21 protein-coding genes and 3 pseudogenes are annotated in these 22,314 nt (G+C 58.6%); 14 read left to right on the plus strand and 10 right to left on the minus strand.

Annotated elements, in window-relative coordinates:
* The 7 genes and pseudogenes from BJF89_RS07550 to BJF89_RS19970 form a co-directional block, all read left to right on the plus strand.
* Positions 1-170, plus strand: a 170-nt coding sequence (locus BJF89_RS07550) for a carboxymuconolactone decarboxylase family protein (RefSeq protein ID WP_187344686.1), incomplete at its 5' end; no start/stop codon positions are given.
* Between the two features lie 525 nt (positions 171-695).
* A pseudogene (locus BJF89_RS07555) lies at positions 696-2,011 on the plus strand (ISL3 family transposase).
* A 233-nt stretch (positions 2,012-2,244) separates the two neighbouring features.
* Positions 2,245-3,560: pseudogene (locus BJF89_RS07560) on the plus strand (ISL3 family transposase).
* Positions 3,561-4,516: 956 nt separating this feature from the next.
* Entirely contained in the window at positions 4,517-5,194 is a 678-nt protein-coding gene (locus BJF89_RS07565; protein ID WP_075813728.1) for a FadR/GntR family transcriptional regulator, read from the plus strand.
* Positions 5,195-5,257: 63 nt separating this feature from the next.
* Entirely contained in the window at positions 5,258-6,286 is a 1,029-nt protein-coding gene (locus BJF89_RS07570) for an iron-siderophore ABC transporter substrate-binding protein (protein ID WP_075813730.1), read from the plus strand.
* A 227-nt stretch (positions 6,287-6,513) separates the two neighbouring features.
* Positions 6,514-7,137, plus strand: a complete 624-nt coding sequence (locus BJF89_RS18180; RefSeq protein ID WP_369803670.1) for an IS5 family transposase — start codon at positions 6,514-6,516, stop codon at positions 7,135-7,137.
* Positions 7,124-7,435 (plus strand): transposase, encoded by a 312-nt coding sequence (locus BJF89_RS19970; RefSeq protein ID WP_369803671.1) that lies wholly within the window; start codon positions 7,124-7,126, stop codon positions 7,433-7,435. Before BJF89_RS18180 ends, BJF89_RS19970 begins: the two co-directional genes overlap by 14 nt.
* Positions 7,436-7,698: 263 nt before the next feature.
* Here the strand turns inward: BJF89_RS19970 and BJF89_RS07585 are convergent, their stop codons facing one another.
* Both BJF89_RS07585 and BJF89_RS07590 read right to left on the minus strand, forming a co-directional pair.
* Positions 7,699-7,959 carry a hypothetical protein gene (locus BJF89_RS07585; RefSeq protein WP_075813734.1) on the minus strand — a complete coding sequence of 87 codons (261 nt, stop codon included), beginning with the start codon at positions 7,957-7,959 and terminating at the stop codon, positions 7,699-7,701.
* A gap of 8 nt (positions 7,960-7,967) precedes the next feature.
* Positions 7,968-8,291, minus strand: coding sequence for a hypothetical protein (locus BJF89_RS07590; RefSeq protein WP_139311933.1), 324 nt, complete (start codon positions 8,289-8,291; stop codon positions 7,968-7,970).
* A gap of 1,135 nt (positions 8,292-9,426) precedes the next feature.
* On the opposite strand from BJF89_RS07590, the gene BJF89_RS07600 reads away from it, so the two are divergent.
* Positions 9,427-10,458 (plus strand): toll/interleukin-1 receptor domain-containing protein, encoded by a 1,032-nt coding sequence (locus tag BJF89_RS07600; RefSeq protein WP_158026048.1) that lies wholly within the window; start codon positions 9,427-9,429, stop codon positions 10,456-10,458.
* A 56-nt stretch (positions 10,459-10,514) separates the two neighbouring features.
* Here BJF89_RS07600 and BJF89_RS07605 read toward each other — a convergent pair whose 3' ends face one another.
* The 3 genes from BJF89_RS07605 to BJF89_RS07615 form a co-directional block, all read right to left on the minus strand.
* Positions 10,515-11,285 (minus strand): SDR family NAD(P)-dependent oxidoreductase, encoded by a 771-nt coding sequence (locus BJF89_RS07605; RefSeq protein WP_075813742.1) that lies wholly within the window; start codon positions 11,283-11,285, stop codon positions 10,515-10,517.
* A 30-nt stretch (positions 11,286-11,315) separates the two neighbouring features.
* Positions 11,316-11,648, minus strand: a complete 333-nt coding sequence (locus BJF89_RS07610) for a hypothetical protein (RefSeq protein WP_255372526.1) — start codon at positions 11,646-11,648, stop codon at positions 11,316-11,318.
* Positions 11,649-11,744: 96 nt separating this feature from the next.
* Positions 11,745-12,638 (minus strand): LysR family transcriptional regulator, encoded by an 894-nt coding sequence (locus tag BJF89_RS07615; protein ID WP_075813744.1) that lies wholly within the window; start codon positions 12,636-12,638, stop codon positions 11,745-11,747.
* Positions 12,639-12,759: 121 nt separating this feature from the next.
* On the opposite strand from BJF89_RS07615, the gene BJF89_RS19405 reads away from it, so the two are divergent.
* The 5 genes from BJF89_RS19405 (at position 12,760) to BJF89_RS07635 (ending at position 16,684) form a co-directional block, all read left to right on the plus strand.
* Positions 12,760-13,323, plus strand: a complete 564-nt coding sequence (locus BJF89_RS19405; RefSeq protein WP_255372528.1) for an alcohol dehydrogenase catalytic domain-containing protein — start codon at positions 12,760-12,762, stop codon at positions 13,321-13,323.
* Positions 13,324-13,395: 72 nt separating this feature from the next.
* The gene (locus tag BJF89_RS19410) at positions 13,396-13,785 is read left to right on the plus strand and encodes a zinc-binding dehydrogenase (RefSeq protein WP_255372527.1); all 390 of its coding nucleotides are present in this window, start codon (positions 13,396-13,398) and stop codon (positions 13,783-13,785) included.
* Positions 13,782-15,026 (plus strand): MFS transporter, encoded by a 1,245-nt coding sequence (locus BJF89_RS07625; RefSeq protein WP_075813746.1) that lies wholly within the window; start codon positions 13,782-13,784, stop codon positions 15,024-15,026. The genes BJF89_RS19410 and BJF89_RS07625 overlap by 4 nt, the downstream gene beginning before the upstream one ends.
* A complete protein-coding gene (locus BJF89_RS07630) occupies positions 15,023-16,114 on the plus strand; it encodes an NAD(P)/FAD-dependent oxidoreductase (RefSeq protein ID WP_075813748.1) in 1,092 nt (363 codons plus the stop codon). Before BJF89_RS07625 ends, BJF89_RS07630 begins: the two co-directional genes overlap by 4 nt.
* 24 nt (positions 16,115-16,138) lie before the next feature.
* On the plus strand, positions 16,139-16,684 hold the full coding sequence (locus tag BJF89_RS07635) for a DinB family protein (RefSeq protein ID WP_075813750.1): 546 nt from the start codon (positions 16,139-16,141) through the stop codon (positions 16,682-16,684).
* 44 nt (positions 16,685-16,728) lie between these two features.
* Here BJF89_RS07635 and BJF89_RS07640 read toward each other — a convergent pair.
* Positions 16,729-17,395, minus strand: a pseudogene (locus BJF89_RS07640) (transposase); the annotation flags it as partial.
* Positions 17,396-17,456: 61 nt separating this feature from the next.
* Positions 17,457-17,834, minus strand: coding sequence for a hypothetical protein (locus BJF89_RS07645; RefSeq protein ID WP_075813752.1), 378 nt, complete (start codon positions 17,832-17,834; stop codon positions 17,457-17,459).
* A 1,703-nt stretch (positions 17,835-19,537) separates the two neighbouring features.
* Between BJF89_RS07645 and BJF89_RS07650 the strand changes: the two genes are divergently transcribed.
* Entirely contained in the window at positions 19,538-20,233 is a 696-nt protein-coding gene (locus BJF89_RS07650; RefSeq protein WP_075813754.1) for a FadR/GntR family transcriptional regulator, read from the plus strand.
* Between the two features lie 251 nt (positions 20,234-20,484).
* Here the strand turns inward: BJF89_RS07650 and BJF89_RS07655 are convergent, their stop codons facing one another.
* The 3 genes from BJF89_RS07655 to BJF89_RS19975 form a co-directional block, all read right to left on the minus strand.
* Positions 20,485-21,162 (minus strand): FadR/GntR family transcriptional regulator, encoded by a 678-nt coding sequence (locus tag BJF89_RS07655; RefSeq protein WP_075813758.1) that lies wholly within the window; start codon positions 21,160-21,162, stop codon positions 20,485-20,487.
* Positions 21,163-21,427: 265 nt separating this feature from the next.
* Complete coding sequence (locus BJF89_RS18505; protein ID WP_139311934.1) at positions 21,428-22,021, minus strand: hypothetical protein; 594 nt, start codon at positions 22,019-22,021, stop codon at positions 21,428-21,430.
* 135 nt (positions 22,022-22,156) lie between these two features.
* On the minus strand, positions 22,157-22,314 hold a 158-nt coding region (locus BJF89_RS19975; RefSeq protein WP_139311935.1), incomplete at its 5' end, for a biotin/lipoyl-containing protein.

Below are 22,314 nucleotides of genomic sequence, written 5' to 3' on the forward strand. Positions count from 1 at the left end.
CGCTGGCCGTGTCGACCATCAACGGTTGCGAGCACTGCACCATCGCCCACGAGAAGACCGTGCGCGATGAAGGCCTGACCAAGGAGCAGGTCTTCGAAGCAGTTAAGGTCGCCGCCGTTGTCCAGGGTGTCGCCCAGGCCATCGACATCGAGGAGGCATTAATTGAATAGGTGCTAGTCTATAGTGTTTATTGCGTGTTCCTACTGAGTGGCGCCCCGCCACTCGACCGGAGCCTCGATATCTTTTTGGCAAAAGAGTATGCTATAATTTGTGTCTTCGAGCAGTTTCAAGGATGCATCGCTGATGGTTAACGGCACCCCTGTACGGTCGTTACGGAACCCCTGTGTGGTGGTTTTTCACATTGGGAGTTGAAAATCACCCGACGTTATTTTGAAAATTTGGCATCACGAATGAAAGCACGCGTCGCGAAAGCTCAGTACGCGGTCTAGATTTTACTATTACCTTCTTCTAGAGGCAATAGTCACAAGTGGACCCTGCGATGCTGGCTGCAGGGTGTTGATTACGTCAACCGTCGGGTGGCATCGGACCAGTATCCAACCGTAACGTGGCTCTTCGCCGTTGGGAGTGCGTAGACAGCTGAAGGGTGGGGCTCGGTGTGGCACAACATGTAGAGGCCCTGGCCGGTACAAGATGAGAGTTGAGAACTCTTCACCTGACCGAACCAGGACCCTATTGTGCACACTACTGGCAACCTCGTTGCCGCCACCATCTGCCGCACCGCCGAGATCGGATTAGCGATCACCGACGTCGCTGACGCTGGCCCAATCACCGTCAATACGCCACCTCGGTAGCCGTCGACGACTGGTGCCCAGACTGCGGCAACCGCGGCACCAGAAGAGACCATGTGACTCGCCGGCTGGTGGATCTGCCGGTGGTTGTTTTCCCGACCCGCCTGCATGTCCGGGTACCGCGCTTTAACTGTGACAATGAGGCCTGTGGCCGGCAGATCTTCCAGGCCTCACTGGCCTGTGCTGCCGACGGGGCGAAACTGACCCGGTGGGTGACCCGCTGGATTCTGCAACGCCTCGCGGTCGACGTCGATGAGTGTGCCCGCCGCGGCGAAAGCCCTGAGTGTGGGTTGGGAGCTGGTCAACAGTGTCGCTGTAGAGGCTGCCTGCGATCTGGTCTACGCTGATCCGGGGGATCTGGACGGGGTGCGGATCCTCGGTGTCGACGAACACGTGCGGCAAACACACCCGCCGGCCCGGCGAGCTCTCGTCTTTTGTGACAGTGCTGGTGGACCTGACGCCACTGGTCCATGGACGCGGGCCGGCCTGCTTGGTCGACATGCGGCCCGGACGTAGTACTGAAGTTCTGCGCACCTGGCTGGCAGAACGTTACCGGGACTTCCGTGACGCGGTGCAGGTTGTGACCATGGACGGTTTCGCCGGCTACGCCACTGCTGTAGATCAGGCCCTGCCGGCGGCCCGGAAGGTCATGGATCCGTTCGGTGTCGTGCATCTAGGGTATGGACAAGCTCACCGGTTGTCGGCAGCGCCTGCAGCGGGAGACTTGTGGGCGGCGCGGCCGCAAGGGCGACCCCCTGTACATGCACCGGAAAACGCTGTTGACCAGGACCGGCTTTCTGGCTGATCGGCAGGAGCAGCGGCTGGAGGTTCTGTGGGCGGCTGACGATGACCATTTCGCCTTGGAAGTGACCTGGGGGTTGTATCAGGACGTCATCGCCGCGTACTAGCATCCATCCAGGTCCGAGCGCAAAAAGTTGATGAAACGACTGATCAACATACTGCGCAAAAGCCTGCAGGCGGGGTTGGAGGAGCTTGCGCAGTTCGGTCGGACACCGTGGCGCCGTCGCGATGACATTCTGGCGTATTTCGACATTGGTGGGTCCAACGGGCCGGTCGAGGCGGTCAACGGACGGCTGGAGCACTTGCGTGGCATCGCTTTGGGATTCAGAAATATGGACCACTACATCTTGCGGTCATTGATCCACTCCGGACAGCTGCAAGACCGGATCAACGCACTCTAAATCGAGAAGAGCCGGAAAAGACCGGCGACAAGATAGGCCCAGTGAGCTGATCCGGGTAGCGTAGTAGTGGAGAATGAAAGAAGTAGCCCGAGTGAGCATAAAGTGGCTCTTCGCGATACGTAGTGCATAGCTGACGTTCCGGCTGCTGCGGTGTGTCACAACATGTAGAGGCCCTGGCCGGTACAAGATGAGAGTTGCGAAGCCATCATCCGAGCCGAACCAGGACCCTAGAAGTGCACACTACTGGCAACCTCGTCGCCGACACCATATGCCGCACCGCTGAAATCGGATTGACCATCACAGATGCCGCTGATACCGGCCCGTTCACCGTCATCAACGCCGCCCCGGTATCCGTCGATGACCAGTGCCCTTGCTGTAGCCAATCGGGCACCCGACGAGACCACGTCACCCGGCAGCTTGTAGACCTGCCGGTCGTCGGCTTCCCGATCCGTCTGCACGTCCGTGTCCCGCGGTTCACCTGCGCCAACGATGCCTGCGGCCGGAAGATCTTCCAGGCTTCACTGGCGTGCGCTGATAACGGGGCGACACTGACCCACCGGGTGACCCGCTGGATCCTTCAACGACTCGCGATCGACCGGATGGGCGTGTCTGCCACCGCGAAAGCCCTGGGACTCGGGTGGCAGCTGGTCAACAAGATTGCGGTTCAGGCGTGCCGCAACCTTGTCTACGACTCCGGGAAACACCTCGATGACGTGCGGATACTGGGAGTAGACGAACACGTGTGGAAACACACCTGCCGTCCCGGCGAGCCCTGCTCGATGGTCACGGTGCTGGTGGATCTCACACCGCTGGTCGACGGGCACGGGCCAGCGCGGCTGATCGACATGCGCCCAGGGCGTAGCGCCGAGGTTCTACGCACCTGGCTCGACGACCGTGACCCTGGTTTCCGTGAGCATCTGGAGGTCGTCACGAGTGGCACGGCTTCGCCGGCTACGCCACCGCCGTGGACCAGACACTTCCTGCGGCGAGGAAGGTGATGGATCCGTTCCATGTCGTGCACCTGGGCGCCGAGAAGCTCACGGGGTGCCGTCAACGCCTGCAACGAGAGACGACCGGGCGGCGCGGGAAGAAGGATGACCCGTTGTACAAGCACCATCGAGCCTTGCTGACCAGGACGAACTATCTCACCGACCGGCAGAAACAACGCCTGGACCTGCTGTGGGACACTGACGATGACTACGTCGCACTGCAGGTCACTTGGGCGTTCTACCAGGACCTGATCGGTGCGTACGGACAGCCGGACAAGGCGAGGGGAAAGAAGCTGATGTCCAGGGTGATCGACACTCTGCGTAAGGGTCTACCGAAGGGGCTGGAGGAGCTGGCACAGCTCGGCAGGACCCTGTGGCGCCGATGGCACGACATCCTGGCGTACTTCGATGTGGGAGCGTCGAACGGCCCGGTCGAGGCCATCAACGGACGGCTGGAGCATCTGCGTGGCATCGCACTGGGATTCAGAAACCTCGACCACTATATCTTGCGGTCGTTGATCCACTCCGGGCAGCTCCGCGACCGGATCAACGCACTGTGAATCGCGAAGAGCCCATAAAGTGACTATCTGACCTGTGGTAAACCGACGGGTAAGCCAAACGGCAAGAAAACGACCTATTACCATCATTAGCCAGTACCCCGAAATGACCAGGGTAGCTTTAGGCTCGTCCATTTTTGACTCTGTGTGGAGAACTGTTGGGCCCCAGTTTCCAATTCCTGACTGCACTGCAAAGTGTATCAAGTATAGCATGAAGAAACCGGTAACCACGACTCCGAAAAGCGCTGGACGAGATGTGTTACTACCGGCTCCTCCTATAGTTACTTCGGCTGGTGTTGGCCTGGCTTCTAGATCCTTTAGGCTCACGATCGAAAGCGCGCTGACGACTGCCGTACCGATGAAAATCCAGGTATAGTTCCCCCCACCAAAAAAACGAGGCCTGGACCAGCGACTGTCCCAATACCGAACCACGCATGGGCAATATTAGCCCGCTCTGGGTCCCTGGACCCAGATCCCACCAGGATCATCTGTGTCACCGTAGAGTCCACACCACCAAACCCAAGTCCAATGACGGCAGTTCCTATGAGGAGGGTTGTCCAGCTCGGTGCTACCGCTACCAAGATAGCGCCCACGGTAATCGAGGCCAGCGAACTGGTCAGGGTCGCTCTATTGTCTAGGGATCGTAGCAGTTTTTGTGCAATCAATACCCTTAGGATGGACCCTAACGACTGGGTTCCTAGAGCTGCTCCGACAGCACCAGAGCTCACATCGAAACGATCCTGGAATATAGCCACGATCGGCCCATAGACCGACATGAGTAAGCCGATGGCTAGCATGGTGCCGTAGCTACCGAGCAGGCTAGTCCCTCGGAATAGGTGTGTCGTCACGTAAAACTCCTCCTTGAAGAAAAGGGCAGTAGAGCATCCCTTTGTGGCGTAGGTTGTTAGGCATCCCTTTTCAAGTTAAGGTGTGCATACACTGTCTCAGAGGAAGGTTCAATGGAAGAGAATACCGTCAAGACATTGCGTTCTCCGCTGGTCACACAGGTTATCGACATCATGCGCAAGAAGGTCAGCTCAGGAGCATGGCCCGTAGGAGCTCGGATTCCTCTTGAGGCAGAGCTTCAGCGGGACTACGGCGTCAGCAGGGTAACATTGCGTCAGGCAGTGCAGGCCCTCGTTCACGTCGGAATCTTGGTTACTGTCCAGGGAAGTGGAACATACGTTCGATCAACGAGCGAACTTGAGGCGGTCTTCCAGCGTTTTCTCGCGGAAGAAGACCTAACCTCTCTTCTCGAAGCGCGGCTGGCGATCGAACCGCAGGCCGCCGAGCTTGCAGCACTCCGCGCGACGGAGGACGATCTCTGGCGCATGGGCCAGATTCTTTCCTCATCCCGCACCGCTGCGAAATCGGGTAATCTGTCTGAATTAACTCCGTTATCGTCTCAGTTCCACAGAGAAATGGTACACGCTGCCCATAACCGTCTTCTTGATGGAATATACAAGGCAATGGAGCCAGTAACTGAGCATACCGTACGAGAAGGCTCTGGCCATGAACCACTTACCTCCTTCGTTGACGAACACGAAGATATTCTTCATGCAATAAGGAAAGGGGACGGGCATCGAGCTTTCACTGCAGCTAGAAATCATCTACATGGCGTCATCGACGTCCAGTAGATACCTTCCTCGAAATAGCTTACCCTGCCAAAGTGATTTAAAAACGTAAATGGAGATTAATTGATGGGAAATACTGCAAAAACCCCCGCTAGTATACTAGCTCTCTGTCTTGTAGGGGCACTCACTCTGGCTGGCTGCTCGAGAGCTTCTGACACGACAGAGGCTGATATATCAGATGATACTTTTTCCGACTCCCGCCGGGTATCAGATGAGTTCCCTGTCACGATCCCGACGAAGTTCGGTGATGTCACTATCGAGGAACAGCCGCAACGAGTGGTGACTCTCGGGTGGGGAGACACCGACACCGCACTGGCGTTGGGGGTGCAGCCGGTAGGGAACATGGACTGGCTCAGCCTCGGTGGCAATGGTGTGGGTAGTTGGGCGCAGGACCAGTACACACAAACCCCTGAGGTCCTGGACCGCGAAGACATGGATTACGAGAAGATTGCCGCACTCGAACCGGATGTGATCATCAACGTCAAGACCAGTGGCGATGAAGATCAGTACGACAAATTGTCGTCGATCGCTCCGACAGTCGGCATCCCCGAGGGTGGCGAAGGGTCACGAACACCGATGAATCAGCAGGTCGAGATGATCGCCGCGGCCTTGGGAAAACAAGACAAAGGTGCCGACCTTATCGACCAGGTGGAGTCACGGTACCGCGAACTGCGGGAGAAGTACCCTCAATGGAAGGGAAAGACACTGTCTTCGCTGTACCATTCGGAGGCGAACTGGTCGGTGTATCTTCCCGGGGACGCACGAGCGGATGTCCCGGCGGCACTCGGCTTTGAACTAGACCCCCGGGTTGCAGAAATCGCTGAGGATGTCGAGCGGTTCACAGTCGACATCTCGACCGAGCAGTTGGATCGAGCCGACTCTGATGTGGTTATCGGTATCCCGGTCGGTGAAGACAAGAGCAGCCTGGAGAGCGACAACGCCTGGAAGAACCTCACAGCAGTGAGGGAAGGGCGGGCGTTCGCCCTTGATGAGGAACAGACTGATGCGTTCTCCATGGGTAGCGTCTCGTCGATTCTGTACGCTCTCGATGAGTTGGAACCATTACTGGCTGAAGCCACCTCCCCGGCTAATTGACGACCCTAGACCGGTGTTTTCGCTTGCCAGCAGCTGGATGGACTGACACCTTCATGCAGCCTGGATTGTTCATGGTGTGACTCAACGGCCTGGTCAGTGTCCCGTTACGTTGATTCTGTCCTCGCATCCTCAGGGGAAAGCCACTGACCTCGGTATGGCTGATTCGCCCTGTTGTTCTAGGGCGTGTCTTTTAAATAGTCGTTCCGGGGCGTGACAGCCTGGAATGTATGGACGAACAGCGCCTCCACCAGTCCACCGACGCCAAGTGGTCACGCATCGAAGAACTCCTGCCCTCCTCCGACGGCCGGCGGGGCCGACCGTTTTCCAACAACCGTCGGGTCGTCGAAGGGATCATCCACCGCTTCCGGGCAGGTATCGCCTGGCGGGACCTGCCCGACTACTTCGGCCCCTGGCAGACAGTATGGAAACGCCACCGGCGCTACGCCACAGACGGTACCTGGGACGCCGTACTGGCAAAGATCCTGGCTGACGCGGATGCCGCCGGAGACATCGACTGGACCGTGTCGGTCGAGGCGACGATCAACCGTGCCCACCAACACGCGACGAACACGACGAGGCCCGAGCAGCACACAGGGGCACGGGCGAATTACACGAAACAGGGCTACCGCCCGACTGAACCCTCAGGTCACGGGATCGGCCGGTCACGGGGAGGCTTGTCAACCAAGATTCACGTCGGCGTTGACGGTGCCGGCAGGCCGTTGTCGATCGTGGTCACCGGCGGGCAACGCAATGATGGCGCCGTTCTGCGTGAAGGTCATCGACGACATCTGGGTACCAAGGGTCGGTGGTGGCCGGCCACGCACCACTCCGGATGCGGTGCTGGTCGATAGGGCCTACCCGACCAAGGCCACCCGGGAGTATCTACGGGCCCGGGGGATCAGGACAGTCATCCCCGAGAAAGTCGACCGGGTCCGGGCCCGCAAGAAGAAAGGTTCAGCCGGCGGCAGACCACCCGGGTTCGACGCTGAGGCCTACACGGGCCGCAATGTTGTCGAGCGCGCGTTCAACAAGGTCAAGCAGTGGCGCGGGCTGGCGACCCGGTACAACAAGTTGGCTGTGGTGTACCGGGCTGCGGCGGTGTTATCCGCGGTGGTTGCCTGGCTCGCACCTTTAAGAGACACGCCCTAGCGAACCAGCCACGCACTGCGGCCACGATCTCAGTGAAGTCGCGGACCACCGGAACCCCTGCTACGAGGACGGTGGCCGCGACTTTCACTATGTCGTGTCCGGGCTTCTTGCCTGGTGGTCGTGGACGAGGGCCGGGACCACACATCGTGGGCGAGAGGGTTCCAATAGCAGGAAGCGATGTCAGTCCATCGACCGGTGGCCGGTTCTGCCCCTGAGGTGTCTACACCGCGGGGATGAGTTCCGTGGGGATGCTCTCGCCGAACTCACTGCGGAACAGGGAGTTCAGCGCCTCCTTGCAGGGTCGGATCGTCACTGGGGTATTCGGTACGCGTGGCCACCGCGGCGATCTGGATACCGAATGGCCGACTCAACTGCGTGCAGTCGAGGAGGGTACGCAGTGACGGAATCCAGTGCTCCAACGTGGCGTTCGGGTCACTGGGCTGGCGCTGCATCAGCTTCCTCACGATAGGCACCAGCTGCGGGTCACCGCCCATGTCCCGGGCGATCTGCAGGTCGATCGGCACAGTGATCGTTATCGAGATGCGGGCCGTAATTCCTCGGTGCACGAGCCGCGGTGCAGGTGGGAGATGTCCGCACAAGATGCCCTCGACGTTCCCGGCTTCGACGCGAGGATCAGACAGAAACCTTCGGCGACGGTGATGCGGGTCTCGGCCGGCCGGTCGGTCACGGTGAGGGAGCTTCGGCAGGCGATCACCGGCAGGAGCAGGGCCTGGACTTCCTCGGGTATGAACGTCGCATCATCGACGAGCAGGGGACGGCCTTCGATCATCGTGGTGACCAGGGGGCCGTCGGTAGGACGATCACGGCCACGCCCTGGACTTGCCGGGTTGCGCATCAGAGCGGTGCACCGGAGATTCACGTCGGACTGGTCTGTGACCTTTCGGTATCGATGAGGTCGTGGCGCTCTGCTACGGCGCATCTGGCGTGGGCGACGGTTATCCCAGTAGCGGACCTGGGCGGGGGGTGTTCGGCGTGGGGGTTCACCAACGGTGCTTCACCGCTCGTTCGGGCCGGCTTCGTCGAGGGCGAGGCTGTGCCGATGTTAGCCGGTGACGGGGCGCAGGTTTCGATTGTCGTTTCTGAGGGTGATCTGCCGAAACAGGAGCGTAAGGACATTCAGGCTGAGGTTGGCATGCAGCGCGCTGAGGGGATCGCGGTGTATTGGATTCAGTCCGGTCCGGTCCCCGGGGGCCTTGTCGGCCCCGGCCGGGGTGCGGATGCTGTAACTCAAATGGGTCGAGAACTTTGATGCGGAGGTCCTCGCTGCCATCGTCTCCGAAGTCAAGGCCGCCTGAGGGTGACTACAGGTCCGGTCAACGTCGCGCGAGCGGCCTGAGTGCCTGGCACCTGGTGACCTGGTGTCGGCGGCGGTGGCACACCGGTGAGGCCCGTCGGGTTAGGAATCCTTCCCCTGGCGTTCTTCGCGTTCCAGCTGGTCGGCTTCTTCGATGTCGGGGAACTTCCGGTAGATCACCTGCTGGGCTTCATTCAGGGACAGGTGGACGAGCCGTCAAACCTCCGGATCCGTGAACTGCGGCAGACCAGAGTTGTTCGCTCGTCGCGGTGTCTGGAAGGAATCGTTCTTGATCACAATTCATCCTTTCCCTCGGTGTCCATCCGATTTTACGGCAGTCTCGCCCCTCCGTGCCCTGTTCAGAGACACCTTGTAACCCATAGGGTGCACCCCGGCTATGACGTCAACCGGGAGGAGTGGGGTCTGCCTGCGTTCGTAGAGGGACCTGGAATGGTGGCACTGGGATCAGAATCCGATGGACGGTCCCAGAACTCGGGCCAGTGGGGTGTCGCTTGTGTCGCGAATACCGCTCCCTACTCCACTACAGACAGGGTCCGGCGCTGAGGCGCGAGCTTTCAGGGCAGGGCCCTGTCTGGCGGGCAACCGGGCTCACCGATGCGGTTGGCTGGCTCGCGGTACGCTGTCAATGTCCGGGGGGCTCGTTAAGCTGTCTGGAGTGACAACGCGAGGAGATGCGGCAGAGCCGCCGAAAGTGTTCATGTCCTACTCCCACGACAGCGATGCGCACCGGGACTGGGTGTCCCAGCTGGCGCGACGACTGGTCGGCAACGGAGTCAACGTGGTGTTCGATCGCTGGAATCTTGCGATCGGGGGTAATCTCACCAGGTTCATGGAGCAGGCTGGTGATGAGGACTTCAAGGTTGTGGCCGTCATCTCAGAGGGCTATACGGAAAAGGCAGATGGCCGTGTCGGCGGAACCGGATATGAGGCGCAGATGCTCTCTGCCGGCATGTACGAGGACCTGGAGTCTGACAGGGTACTTCCGTTGCTTCGTAATAATCAGGAAGAGAAGCTACCACAGTTCTTGCGCGGTCGTCTCTGGGTCGATTTCAGGGACAATGCAGCATACGAGAACAGTTACGAGAAACTGCTTCGCCAGATCCACGATGCCCCGGTGGAGGCTGCGCCCGCCCTGGGTGCCAACCCGTTTTCCGGCAGAACGGAGATCAAGGCTCGCCAGCAGATCAGGAACTCTCCTGAACGCTGGCAGAATCCGGGGATGTCCGGGGAAGTTGAGTTCGTGTACTCGCAGAACAGTGGCGAGTACCGGTTGGGGTCGGGGGAGTGTCAGTTCACGCTGAAAGTGACAACGCAGGGTACGACGTCGGTATATGGGTATCGCGATCCGCACAATGTGGCACGGATCGCGAATATCAACGACTGGGCTGGGCGACGGGATCTACTCTCAGAATTCTCTCAGTTCGACACCAGCAGTCGTACTGTCGACGCTGGCCCAGGGGACGCGATTGTGCTGAACAATACCAACGGCTACTGGGCTGCCGTCTGTGTGAAAGACATCTTCACCCGCCAAGATCTGAACTTTGAGCGCGTGATCGCCTTTGACTTTGTCATCAACACCCGCAGGACCGCTGACTTCACTGACCTACTGTGGCATGCCAGCGACGTGCCTAGCGCTCGGTCGTCTCGGCACGATGTAGAGGTATCCTTTCGGGACGGTTCCTTCTGAACCCCGATCGAACTGGTAGCAGGTAGCTCTGATCCGAAGTGGAACTTGCGGGGGATTTAATTGCGTCCGGCCATCACTCCGCCGTCAGCGTCCCAGATGGCGCCGGTGACCCAACCGGTGGCCTCTGAGAGGAGGAAGGCAGCGATTTCGGCGATCTCTTCTGGAGTCCCGACTCGGCCGATGGGGTGCATGGAGTCGAAACTGCTGACGGCGTCATCGACCTCATCTTTGGGGATGAAGCCTTCATAAATAGGGGTCCGTACGACCGCCGGGGCGATGGCGTTGACGCGGATCTTGTGCGGGGCGAGCTCCATTCCCAGGTGCTGGGTCAGGGAGTGCAACCCGGCCTTGGCCATCGAGTACGCAGAGGAGGGTGTTGCGGCGATGGCTTGATGAGCCCACATGGAACCAAGGTTGACGATCGCGCCGCCCTCACCCCGTTCGACCATGTTCGCAGCGACGGTCTGAGTGATAAAGAACGTCGCGCGGTTGATGTCAAGGTAGGAATCGTAGTCAGCCGCCTCGTAGTCCAGGAACGGCTTGGGCACGAATACGCCGGCAGCGTTGACAAGCAACGTCGCATCGGCGTGATCAGCGGCCAGTTGATCCCGCAGTCGTGCCACAGCATCGGGGTCGGCGAGATCCGCGGCCAGGGCGCTCACGGCATGGCCGTGCTGCGCCAGGCTCTCACGAGCCTCATCGAGTTTAGTCTGATTCCGGCCGATGATGACGACGTCGCCGCCGTCAGAAGCAACCTTCTCGGCGATGGCGCGGCCCATACCGCTAGTACCGCCGACGACGATCAGCTTGCGTCCTTCAAAAGTCATGATGCTCTCCTTGGTTTTTCTGGCCTGGATTCAGGCGATCTCGTAGATACGGACTTCAGGGTCGGTCTTCAGCAACGGGGACAGTCCTCCGACGACGTCCTGTGTAAACAAGTCGGTCGAAAGATAGGCCTTCGCGTTCTCGACGGTGTCAAAGCCATGCAAGACCTGGACGTCCTCGTCACGCAGGAGGAGTTCCTTGCTGGTCGCACCGGGCACAGTATCGAGGAAAGGCTGCTTATACTGGGTGTAGACACCAGCGGCGGCAGGACGGTCGTCCACGTCGACGGTTAAGGTGATCTGCAGATAGGCCATGGTGATGCTCCGTTTCGTGGTGGTCGAGCGCGACCGGATCGTCGGCCGCATATGTTCCACGCTAGGAGCAGGGCAACGTGCTTCGGTAGGCGATTGAGGCGAATGACGCCATAGCGGTCGTGTATGCCCGAGAGCGTAGAGAGTCGCTCAAGCCTTCGGCTGCACGAGTCGGTTGGCGAGATCCTCGAGGTCGTCGGCGATCGGGGACGTGGGGTTCCAGATAGTCTCGTAGAAGATCTCCAGGATGCCTCCCTCGGTGTCGAGAACCTCACGATGCGGCGCGTCAGGGGAGGCGAGCTTGGACTTCGGCAGCATAGCTGACCCCAGTCCAAGATGGGACCACTCTTCGAGGACGCGGTAGCTACCTGCCTCCCCAGGATATGCATTGACCGGGAGGTGGTTATCGGCGATTAGGCTGCGGGTGAATGTGGTCAGACCGCAGGTATCCGGAAGCAGGATCAGCTGCCGACCGGCGAGAGCATCCAGCTTGACGGGGCCGTCCTCAGGTCGGGAGTCGACCAGGACTAAAGGTTCGGAATCAATGACCCGGTGGGCATAGCGCGGCATCGGCTCGACAGAGGGGACAACGATGAGATCGAGGTCACCGCTGACGAGGGATTCGCGCAGCTCGCTCATATTCGCTTCACGCAGCACCAACTGGTAACTGCTGTTGTCACCAGGTTGGTCGCAGACAGCACGGTAAGCGCTGGCAACGAGCTTGGGGTCGATGAGTGGGGACACACCGACCCGGATCGCATCGGGCACCGGCGCATTCCAGCGGTTAGCCTCAGCATGCACATCGTCGATCGCTGCCAGAGCCCGCTCGATTCGTGGCAGCATCGTTTCACCAAACGCGGTCGGTGTGACGCCGCGGGGTGAGCGGTCGAAAAGCTTCTCGCCCAGGGTTGCTTCGAGTTTGGCTATGCCGTTGGACAATGCTGGCTGCGTGACTCCGTACGACTTCGCCGCTGCGCTGAAGGACCCCGTCTCTGCGACTGCCCGCACGTAGCGCATTCCTTCAGTACTCATTCGTTCTGCCATACACACATGTTATCGCTGGATTCGTACTCCTTGTCTACCGGAGCCGCGGCCGCGGCCGTAGCGTGCAGTAGGTAGACAATTCGTGCAAGAGGAGGAATCAGTGGCGTCCAGGGCGACGATGATGAGGGTCCACAAACCCGGGGGCCAGCTTGTTGCTGTCCAGATACAGGTGGAGTCACCCCCGGCCGAATGGGTGACAGTCACCGTCGTCGCCAGCGGACTATGTCATGCCGACCTCAGCACAGTAGATGCAGATCGAGTGGCCCAGATCGCGGTCACTCCCGGCCATGAAGTCGCCGGAGTGGTTTCCGAGATTGGGCCAGGCATTGAAGGCTGGAAGGTCGGAGATCGTGTTGCTGTTGGCTGGTTCGGTGGCAGCTGCGGGCACTGCGGCGCCTGTCGGACCGGCGACGTCGTTCTCTGCCCTGAGCGTAAAATCCCGGGGATCAGCTACCCCGGAGGCTGGGCCAGTAGATTCCTCGCCCCGGTTAGTGCACTCGCCCGCATACCCGACGGTCTCGACTTCATCGATGCTGCGCCGATGGGCTGTGCCGGGGTTACGGCCTTCAATGCAGTTTGCGATGCCGACATCACTGCCGGCGGACGGATTGCTGTGTTCGGCATCGGCGGCCTGGGCCACCTTACCTTGCGGTCCAGTTCGCCGCGGCTCTGGGCTACGAGGTGATCGCTATCGCGCGCGGTCGCTCGCGGGAGGATTCTGCACGTGAATTGGGAGCTTTCGCTATACATCGACAGTGTGGCCACACCTCCGGGAGAGACTCTCCGAAGCCTCGGTGGCGTCGAGGCGATCATCAGTACGGCCTCATCAACCGATCCTGTCGCGGAGCTTCTCACAGGCCTGCGACCGCACGGGAAGCTCATCTTGATCGGTGTCGACGCGGGCTCGCTCACGCTGCCTGTCGCACCTATGGTCATGCATGCCCAGACCGTGACCGGGTGGCTCACCGGCAGCCCCGCTGATACAGAGCAAGCGATGGCCTTCGCCGCCCGCCACGACATCCGGACGATCACTCAGACCTATCCGATCACTGAGGCGCAGACCGCTGTCGAGATGCTCCGTGACAGCAGAGCCAGATTCCGGATCGTTCTCGTGACCGACCACACCAACCCGGAAGAAACCTCATGACCACCACACGACGCGACCGCATCCAACGGCGAACCCTGGCTGTCCTTGTCGTTATGCAGATCATCGGCACTGTCGGCGTCGGTGTGGCTCCCTCCATCGGTATCCTCGTCGCCGGCGACATCACCCAGAATGAAGCCTGGGCGGGACTCGCCCGCACCGCCAGCACCCTCGGTGCTGCCCTCATGGGCGTCCCGCTCGGAGCACTCGCCGCCCGGCACGGTCGCCGCTTCGCCCTCTCCACCGGTTGGTGGACCGCCGCAGTCGGCAGCGCAATGCTCGTCCTGGCCACGCAGCGCAGCCTGGCGGTTCCCTTGTTCATCGGCCTGTTCCTCATGGGGGCTGGACTAGCGGTCAGCCTCCAGGCTCGCTTCGCCGCCACCGACCTCGCCGAGCCCCGCCATCACGGCCGATCACTCGCTCTCATCGTCTGGGTCTGCACTATCGGATCGGTGCTGGGGCCCAATCTCGCCGTACCCGGCCGGCTCATCACCGCCGCGACCAGTCTTGATCTCTACGCCAGTGCCTTCCTCATCGCTGCCGTCTGCATGGCGATCGCTGGAGCCGTTTCCTTCGTACTGCTGCGTCCGGATCCTCTCCTCACAGCCCAGCACCAGGCTGCCGCCCCGCCCGCAGGTACACGACGACGTGGCACGTTTGCCCGGATGGTCTTCGAGCTCCGTGCCAACGCCGGTGCCCGGTATGCGGTCTTGGCCATCGTATCTGCGCAGATCGTCATGGTCACGATCATGACAATGACCCCGGTCCACATCACCCACCAGGGAGGATCAGTCGAAATCGTCGGGCTGACCATCAGCCTCCATATTATCGGCATGTACGCCTTCGCTCCCTTAGTCGGCCAGTTCGTCGATCGCCTCGGTCATCGTGCCACCATCCTGATCGGACTGTTGATCTTCCTTGCCTCCCTCCTCCTCGGAGCAGTTCGCTCTGACGCCACCGGTTGGATTATCACCTCACTGGTTTTGCTGGGCCTGGGCTGGTCCTTCGTCAACGTCGCCGGTTCAGCGTTGTTCAGCTCCGTCGTCTCTGCCGATGCCCGCGCAGCCTCTCAGGGTGGGGTGGACGCACTGTCGAACCTCTGCGGCGCGACCGCCGCCTTCGCTGCAGGGCCTCTGCTCGCCGCGACCTCTTTCCCGCTCCTGTCCATCCTCGCGATTGTCGCCCTCTGTCCGCTGGCAGTCCTGGTCATCGCACGCGCTCCGAGCCTGGGGACACAGGCATGACCGCCGAACGGAAATGTCGTCACACCGACGTGATCGTCATCGGGGCAGGGGCTGCTGGTCTCACCGCTGCCACCGCCCTCATTCGTACCGGGCTCCGGGTCATCGTTCTCGAGGCCCGCGACCGCATCGGCGGGCGTGCTCACTCGATCGATGTCGAGGACGGAAGGATCGATCTCGGGGCCACATGGTTTTGGGACAACGAGCCCCGTATCCGAACACTGGTGGAGCAACTCAACCTCCCGACGTTCCCGCAGTACCTGGACGGGGATGCAATGTATGAGGGACTGCAGGTTCAACGCCTGGCCGGTAACCCTGTCGATGCCCCGGCCTCCCGCTTTACCACCGGAGCACAGGGATTGTTAACCGACATCGCCCGAGTACTCCCGGAAAAGGCACTCCACCTAGGCGAGCCAGTGGCATCGATCACCGTCGACGATCAGGACGCGCTCGTAAGCACCGCCCTCGGCGACTACCGGGCTGAGCACATCATCCTCGCAATTCCGCCTGCATTGGCCGCCGAGCAGATCATATTCTCCCCACAGTTGCCAGAGGATATCCGACGGCTCGCAGAGAGCACTGCGGTGTGGATGGGCGGGGTCGCCAAGGCCGTCGCTGTATACGACCGTCCCTTCTGGCGTGAGGGCGGGCTTTCTGGATCCGCGATCAGCCACGCCGGGCCTTTCCGAGAGTTCCACGACCACAGTGGCCCCCACGGAACTCCCGCGGCGATCTTCGCCTTCGCACCCGCGACAGCTTTTGGAGCCCACGACGAACCCAGTCTCTCAGCTGCCTTCCGAGAGCAGCTCGAAAGACTCTTCGGCCCTGACGCCGCGCATCCACGAGAGATCCACACAGCCGACTGGAGCGCCGAGCACTACACACAGCCTAGAAACACGGTCGCAGCCGACACCAGCAGCTTCGGTCACGTCGCCTACAACCGGGCTGTGCACGACAGGATTCGGTGGGCCTCTACCGAGACGTCCTCCGCCTACGCCGGCCACCTCGAAGGCGCGGTCCTCTCTGGGCTACGTGCTGCCCAGACGATCCGCACACCAGCCCATCTGGCCATCGAATATCCCTCTAGCTGACGCCACACACAGGAGAAACGCGATATGCAGGACTACTTCAAGCCCCTACCCGAACTGCTCACCGAATACGACCGGGCCCTGGCCTACACCGCAGAGCTCTGGGAAGATCTCACCCCCGACGAAGTCATGTGGCGACCACACCAGAACTCCTCCGCGATCGGATGGCATCTCGGCCATCAGGCACATGTCGCCCACTTCATGGTCCGAAACCTCACCGCCGCCGAGCCCAGTCCTGACCCTGAACTCGACGGCATCATGGACTCTGCCAACCCTGAACAGTTCCGCGGCACGCTGCCGACGATCGATCGTCTACACGCCTTCCGTTCAACCGTATCCGAGCGTGTTCACGACCGCGTCGGCGCAATCGCTACCGGACGAGTCGGGGCACCCGACCAACTCACCATTATCGCCGGGCACATGCTAACCGCGATCATCAATCATGAATACCAGCATGACCAGTGGATCTCCGAGGTCCGGTCGCAGAACCTTGGCCACCACCTACCCTCTGACCCCGATAGCAACGCGCTAACCCGTGTCGATAGCTACCTGATTCTCAACCCCCTGCGCTGACGGGGACTAAGGTTCTTGATCTTCGTTAGTGCTCTCGAAACGGGCCTGAGACTACGCCCCACCCGGGGCAGGATGCCCCACACTTTCGTCCACACTGCTTTCGGCTCGTTGGTAAACGCGAGCAGCTCATCAAGTGCCTCTTCCAGGTAGTCGGCGACGTGCGGGAACTTCGGGTGGCAGAACTCAACGACCTCGTGGGCCTGGGCTCACACCGCCGCGGCATCCGGTTGTTGGAAGATTGTCTGGAACATTGCCGCCAGAGTCGGCCACTGCGTTTTCGGCGCCATGGACGACAGGTTCTTTGCGAAATGCGTGCGGCACCGTTGCCAAGATGTGTTCGGAAAAATCTCGCCGATGGCGTGCTGGATCCCCAGGTGAGCGTCGCTGGTGACCAGGAAGACCTTGTCCAGCCCACAGGCCTTGAGATCTCGGAAGAAGCCGGTCCACGATGCCACCGACTAGGATGTGGCGACCCGCATGCCCAGTAATTCCTGGTAGCCCTAATTGTTAACTCCGCAGGCCAGCAGCACGGAGGTCTTGACCACTCGTCCACCTTCACGGACTTTCATGGTCGGTGCGTCGCAGAACACATACAGGTATGGCCCGCCGTCGAGCGGGCGGTAGCGGAAGTCTTCGACCGTGGAGTCCAGCTCCTTGGCCATGTCTTCACACCTGGGATTTCGAAGGGTTGGTGATCCTCAGGCTGGCGACCCAGCCGGCGGAGTCCAGATCAGCGCTGCCGGTGAGTTTCAGCGCCAGAAGGCAGGGAGCTTCAGGCGGGGGTGCGAGGTCTGCTGGTGGTGTGGCGGCGCACAACGCGTTGGGCTTTCGCGGTGGGCCAGCAGGTGTTGATGGCGGAGTGGGCTCCTTGGCCGCCGTCGGTGGTGACCAGCAGTTGGGCGGTGATGCCGGTCAACAGGTCGGTGTAGGCGGTGGTGGTTTCACTTCGGCACCAGTCCCAGTCGATGACGTGGTTGGTGTAGACGGCGATAAACAGGCAGCCGCCGGCGAGGTCGGCGCTGTCGATGAAGATCAGGTCGTGGACCCGGTACGGGTCGGGGGTGTGGGTTACCTGGATGTACCAGCACCAGGTGAAACGGCACCGGAGGGCGGAGTTGTCGGTTTCGGTGTCGAAGGCGGGTCGGGTCAATGATTTCGTGTTGGTGGCACAGTCGACGGGCGTTAGGAATTCGGCAGCGCGGATCGCAGTGGCCTTGGTTGTTCTGATGCCGCTGGCGTTGCAGTGTGTGCAGCGCTAACGAATGGCGCCCATGGAGATGGTATGCTTACTCTTTAGTGTACTGTTGCAGAAGAAAATGTTCGACGATTGCTCATGGGAGTTAATCCGAATGGGTGGAGTTATGGGGTCCGGTATCCATTCAGGTGTTATTTTAGATGGGAAACACCCAGGAATAGGTAAGCCACTGACCCGTTTAAATATTCAACATAAAATACTGGTCGAAACTTGAGGCAAGCGTGACATAGTAGATTAGCCTCCAGTCGGATACTTGCCATCGATTCGATAATAAGGATTAAAGTTAGCCGGCCTTAATGTGATAGAAGCACGTTCTAGTGCTAGGAGGGCTACGTTCTTGTGGAAAAGGGATCAGTACAGTGAGTACTATGCAGCATGACGGTACAAGAGCGGCAATGAATAGTAGCACCATTGGAGCCAATGCTACGCCTTGTTTCTCTATAGTTCAGCCGACGAGGCTGGGCGCGAAAGCCATGCCAAGCATAGATCCGGCGATAACATAGGCGAAGCTGATGCCACGTCCGTAACCGCTATTACTCAGCCGTGCCATCCCGGTGGGGAAAACTGGGTCCATAAGTAGCCCGGCGGCTATGAAAGCCCATGGCGCTGACTGAGGAAGCAGTGTCACGGAAATGGCGACCGAGAGTCCCAAAGAGTTGACTGTGACTAACGCTCCTGCAGCGATCCGGTGACTCCAGGACGCAGCGATAAATCGGCCGAGAACCGTAGCGGGTGAAGAACAGTCTTGCAGTCTGCGCTTCGAGACTGACCTGCTCTTGCATTACCGACGGCGACCATTTTCCAATCCCAGGCTGAACGGCAAAGCGTGTCACGAAAATACCGAAGGAAGCCATAATGACGATGCTGAATAAAGAAGGTCTGTGCGGTGACGGTGTATCAACGTCTGATGCGGGGCCGTTGTTATTTCGGTCGGCGTTGGGCAGAGATCGATTCTCCTCGCGCTAACCAATGGGAGGCTGAAACAAAGACAGATCCGGAGAATATCCACGGGAAATGCTCTGGTCCTACCATATAGATCAACCCTGGGCCAGGTAGGGAGCCAATTCCGAACCAGGCGTGGGAAATGTTCACCCTGCTGGGCCCCGTCGTCCCGACCTGAATAGGATTAGCTGCGTGAATATGGAGTCCAAGATTCCGAATCCGAGGTCGGCAATAGTGGTGCCCGCGAGAAGCACAGACCAGGGAGGGGCGCTCGCTATGACGAGGCTACCGGCGCCGATGAGGAGCATGCGCAAGCATAACCGTCCACCGGTTTCCCCGTATACGTAGGATCGGTTGATCGAGAAGAACGCCAATTACCGCACCGAAGGATGGCTTCCTAACGCAGCTCCGATAGTGGCAGCATTGATGTCGAATCGGCAGTAGAGAGTGGCGATGATCGGACCGTAAACATACATGAGTAATCCATCTAGGAACATTGAGGTATGGCCCCCGGCTAAGCCCCATCCATGAAAGTTTCAAACAGTTCGCACCGGGCATCCCTGCATTGTATAGAGACTAAGAACATCCCTATCTGCGATGCTACAATAAAGAGCATACGTATAGAAATTGTCAAACGAAGAATTCTGGGAGATAACATGGAGAGCAAATCGCAGACCCCACCGGGGCCTCCGCGCCGTTCTGCACTGGTGCAGCAAGTCATTGAAAACCTACAACACTCTATCGCCGGCGGCCGGTGGCCAGTGGGATCGAAACTACCGCTAGAAGCGGAACTGGTTGACGAGTATGAGGTTAGCAGGGGAACACTACGACAAGCTGTACAGGCGCTTGTTCACGTCGGAATGTTGGAAACGATACAGGGGAGTGGTACATTCGTGCGCGCCTCCCATGAGCTTGATGCAGTGCTGGCTCGATTTCTCAGCGGTGAAGAGTTGCGGCACCTACTGGAGGCACGGCTAGCGATTGAAGCTCAGGCAGCCGAACTTGCCGCAGCGAACGCCACGTCTGCGGAGATCGATGAACTTGCCGCGGTACTCGAACGTTCACGGATCGCCACGAACAGACACGACATTGACGCATTGGCTCCCCTATCGGCTCAATTCCATCGGGGTATTGTCCTCGCTGCGCACAATCCGGTGCTCGCTCAGCTCTATAGCTCTCTTGCGAACGATACTGAACACACAATTCGAGAGGCGACCTCGCCCCGTCCGATGATATCATTCGTGGACGAACATGCAGAAATTCTCAAGGCTATTTCACATGGTGATGGCGCGAACGCTTTCGCCGCCGCCCGGGCTCATCTTATGGATGTTTTGCGCGAGCAAGCTGGCTGAACTGTCTAGGAATGGTGACGTACTGCGTACTCCTCCGTCTCGGGACGAGGTCAAAAACCAAGCGCAATACGGACGAAGTATCATGTCCTACTATCAAATATTATACCTGATGGGAAAAGGCTGAAAAATAAAACAATGATCTGCTAACGAAAGTATATCGAATTCTCGCGAATATAGGTTGTAGTTAGAGGAATAATTCACAAAACATCGGCATAAACCGTGGGCGGTTAAGTTAAGAACCTAGTTCAATGTCAAGCCCTGAGATATTTCTTTATCGAGCTCAGGTGACGAGACATTGAAATGCAGGCCTTTTCGCGGTCCCGCTCTATTAAAGAAGTTACAATAGCACGATGCTCACGACGGTACGTGTCCCGCGATTCGTGGGTGAAGCTATTCTTCTTAAGCGCCCCCCAAACAGGGTCGTTCCGGGAGTCATGTAACAGCTCCATTGTGGCCATTAATACTGCGTTATGAGTTGCGTTCGCAAATGATCGATGAAGTCGAATGTCCCATTGTTCAAATTCATCGTACGTATCACTTTTTTCTCCTTCCTCTAGGCATCGCAGCATCTCCTGGAAATCTTCTTCGTTAGCGGTGACCGTGACTAAACCTACTATCTCTGGTTCTAGAAGGATACGCGCGCTCATTAGTTCTGCAGGGCTCGCCTTCTTTGAAGGTGAGGGCTTTTGTGGATCGGCGGCAAGGTAAGTCCCCCTGCCAACATGACGTGTAACTATCCCCTTTGATTCAAGGTGAGCCATAGCTTTTCGAACTTCATTCCTGGTGCAACCCAAATCCTCTGCTACCGTTCTTTCTGGAGGTAGCTTGTTTCCGGGTCCCAGTGTGCCCGAGCTGATCAATGAATTGAAGTATTCAATAACGTCTTTTCCCGCATTGGGAGAGGAGGTGGATTCCGTCGATCGTGTCATAATGAAAGATACTACCATACTTGCAGCGTATCACCATACTTTACGGTTGTCGTTTTGGTCGTTTGTGCTAAGTGTCACGAAACTTTCTTTTACATTTTGTGCTGATAGGAATGATGGATTTGTATAATGATTGTCGATAGGGGTAGGAATTTATTTGCCGGTCTCTACGTTTGATTATCACTAGTTAGTTGGTTCGATCACCTGTTTCAGAAGTCTTGATATGGAGGGGCGCCTGCAGCTTTGGCGCAGAGTAGAAACGATTTACCTAGTTATTGTTTTGCTTATTGCTACACGCGTTATTAATTAATGATTCTGCTCCGTTTATTTTCCATTGTTTCTGATATTCCTGATGGCGATCAAAGCAGGATTTTAGTTCTGCCGGGTGCATTAGGTGGATTGTTTGTTGATCGAGCCTTGACTGACGTAGATTTTCTATTATCAACAGTTGCAATGGCCCAGACGTGACGCGAATTGATAGATTTAGCGTTCTTATTCGGCAGTGCACTATTTCTTGTGTCTTCTGAAATAGTTGCAGGTGGGGATTAGGATGGTCAATTTCTCTCCTGTCTGCTATCGCGGGGTATTGGCGATCTAGATAGGCGGTGAGGCTTTCCTCTTGAGTGATTCTGGGGTGGTTTTCCTTTATTCCTTCCCATCGTCGTAGTGCGTAGTCCAGAAAATGATATGATATCTTATTGGGTGTCGCATTCATATCTAGACGAGCTTGCGTTATTTGTGCAATTTCGAGCGATAGTGATTTTCTTAGTTCGCTGCTTTCGGGCAGGCGCCTGCGGATTGCTATTAGAGCGAGTTGGGTGCGCAATAGGGCGGTTTCTGTTATTCTTCTGTTTGTGGCCATGGTACGATGTTTACGTGGTAGTACTTTCGCTGTTACTAGGGGAATGTTTTTCGGATATATAGCATATATGCTAGATCGGGTGGCCGCTCTTGCCTAGCAGATTTTTTATTGCATCAAGTCTAGTTACTCCACGACTTACTCCACGACGACGAGGAGGTCGCCGCCTTCCACCTTCGTCGGTTGGCTCATCACCACCCGGGCGATGGTCCCGGCGATCGGGGCGGTGATCGACGCTTCCATCTTCATCGCCTCGATCACCGCGACCGCATCCCCGGCCTCCACGGTGTCACCCA

The sequence above is a fragment of the Corynebacterium sp. CNJ-954 genome (assembly GCF_001942345.1).
In the GTDB taxonomy this organism is placed as follows: domain Bacteria; phylum Actinomycetota; class Actinomycetes; order Mycobacteriales; family Mycobacteriaceae; genus Corynebacterium.

Excerpts from the sequence above, each read along its gene's own strand:
- BJF89_RS07610 (WP_255372526.1), bottom strand. The coding sequence starts at position 11,648 with ATGCGGCCGACGATCCGGTCGCGCTCGACCACCACGAAACGGAGCATC.
- BJF89_RS07630 (WP_075813748.1), top strand. The coding sequence starts at position 15,023 with ATGACCGCCGAACGGAAATGTCGTCACACCGACGTGATCGTCATCGGG.
- BJF89_RS07570 (WP_075813730.1), top strand. The coding sequence starts at position 5,258 with ATGGGAAATACTGCAAAAACCCCCGCTAGTATACTAGCTCTCTGTCTT.
- BJF89_RS18180 (WP_369803670.1), top strand. The coding sequence starts at position 6,514 with ATGGACGAACAGCGCCTCCACCAGTCCACCGACGCCAAGTGGTCACGC.
- BJF89_RS07590 (WP_139311933.1), bottom strand. The coding sequence starts at position 8,291 with ATGCGCAACCCGGCAAGTCCAGGGCGTGGCCGTGATCGTCCTACCGAC.
- BJF89_RS07625 (WP_075813746.1), top strand. The coding sequence starts at position 13,782 with ATGACCACCACACGACGCGACCGCATCCAACGGCGAACCCTGGCTGTC.
- BJF89_RS07655 (WP_075813758.1), bottom strand. The coding sequence starts at position 21,162 with ATGACACGATCGACGGAATCCACCTCCTCTCCCAATGCGGGAAAAGAC.
- BJF89_RS07565 (WP_075813728.1), top strand. The coding sequence starts at position 4,517 with ATGGAAGAGAATACCGTCAAGACATTGCGTTCTCCGCTGGTCACACAG.
- BJF89_RS07615 (WP_075813744.1), bottom strand. The coding sequence starts at position 12,638 with ATGGCAGAACGAATGAGTACTGAAGGAATGCGCTACGTGCGGGCAGTC.
- BJF89_RS18505 (WP_139311934.1), bottom strand. The coding sequence starts at position 22,021 with ATGGCCACAAACAGAAGAATAACAGAAACCGCCCTATTGCGCACCCAA.
- BJF89_RS07650 (WP_075813754.1), top strand. The coding sequence starts at position 19,538 with ATGGAGAGCAAATCGCAGACCCCACCGGGGCCTCCGCGCCGTTCTGCA.
- BJF89_RS07605 (WP_075813742.1), bottom strand. The coding sequence starts at position 11,285 with ATGACTTTTGAAGGACGCAAGCTGATCGTCGTCGGCGGTACTAGCGGT.
- BJF89_RS07635 (WP_075813750.1), top strand. The coding sequence starts at position 16,139 with ATGCAGGACTACTTCAAGCCCCTACCCGAACTGCTCACCGAATACGAC.
- BJF89_RS19405 (WP_255372528.1), top strand. The coding sequence starts at position 12,760 with ATGAGGGTCCACAAACCCGGGGGCCAGCTTGTTGCTGTCCAGATACAG.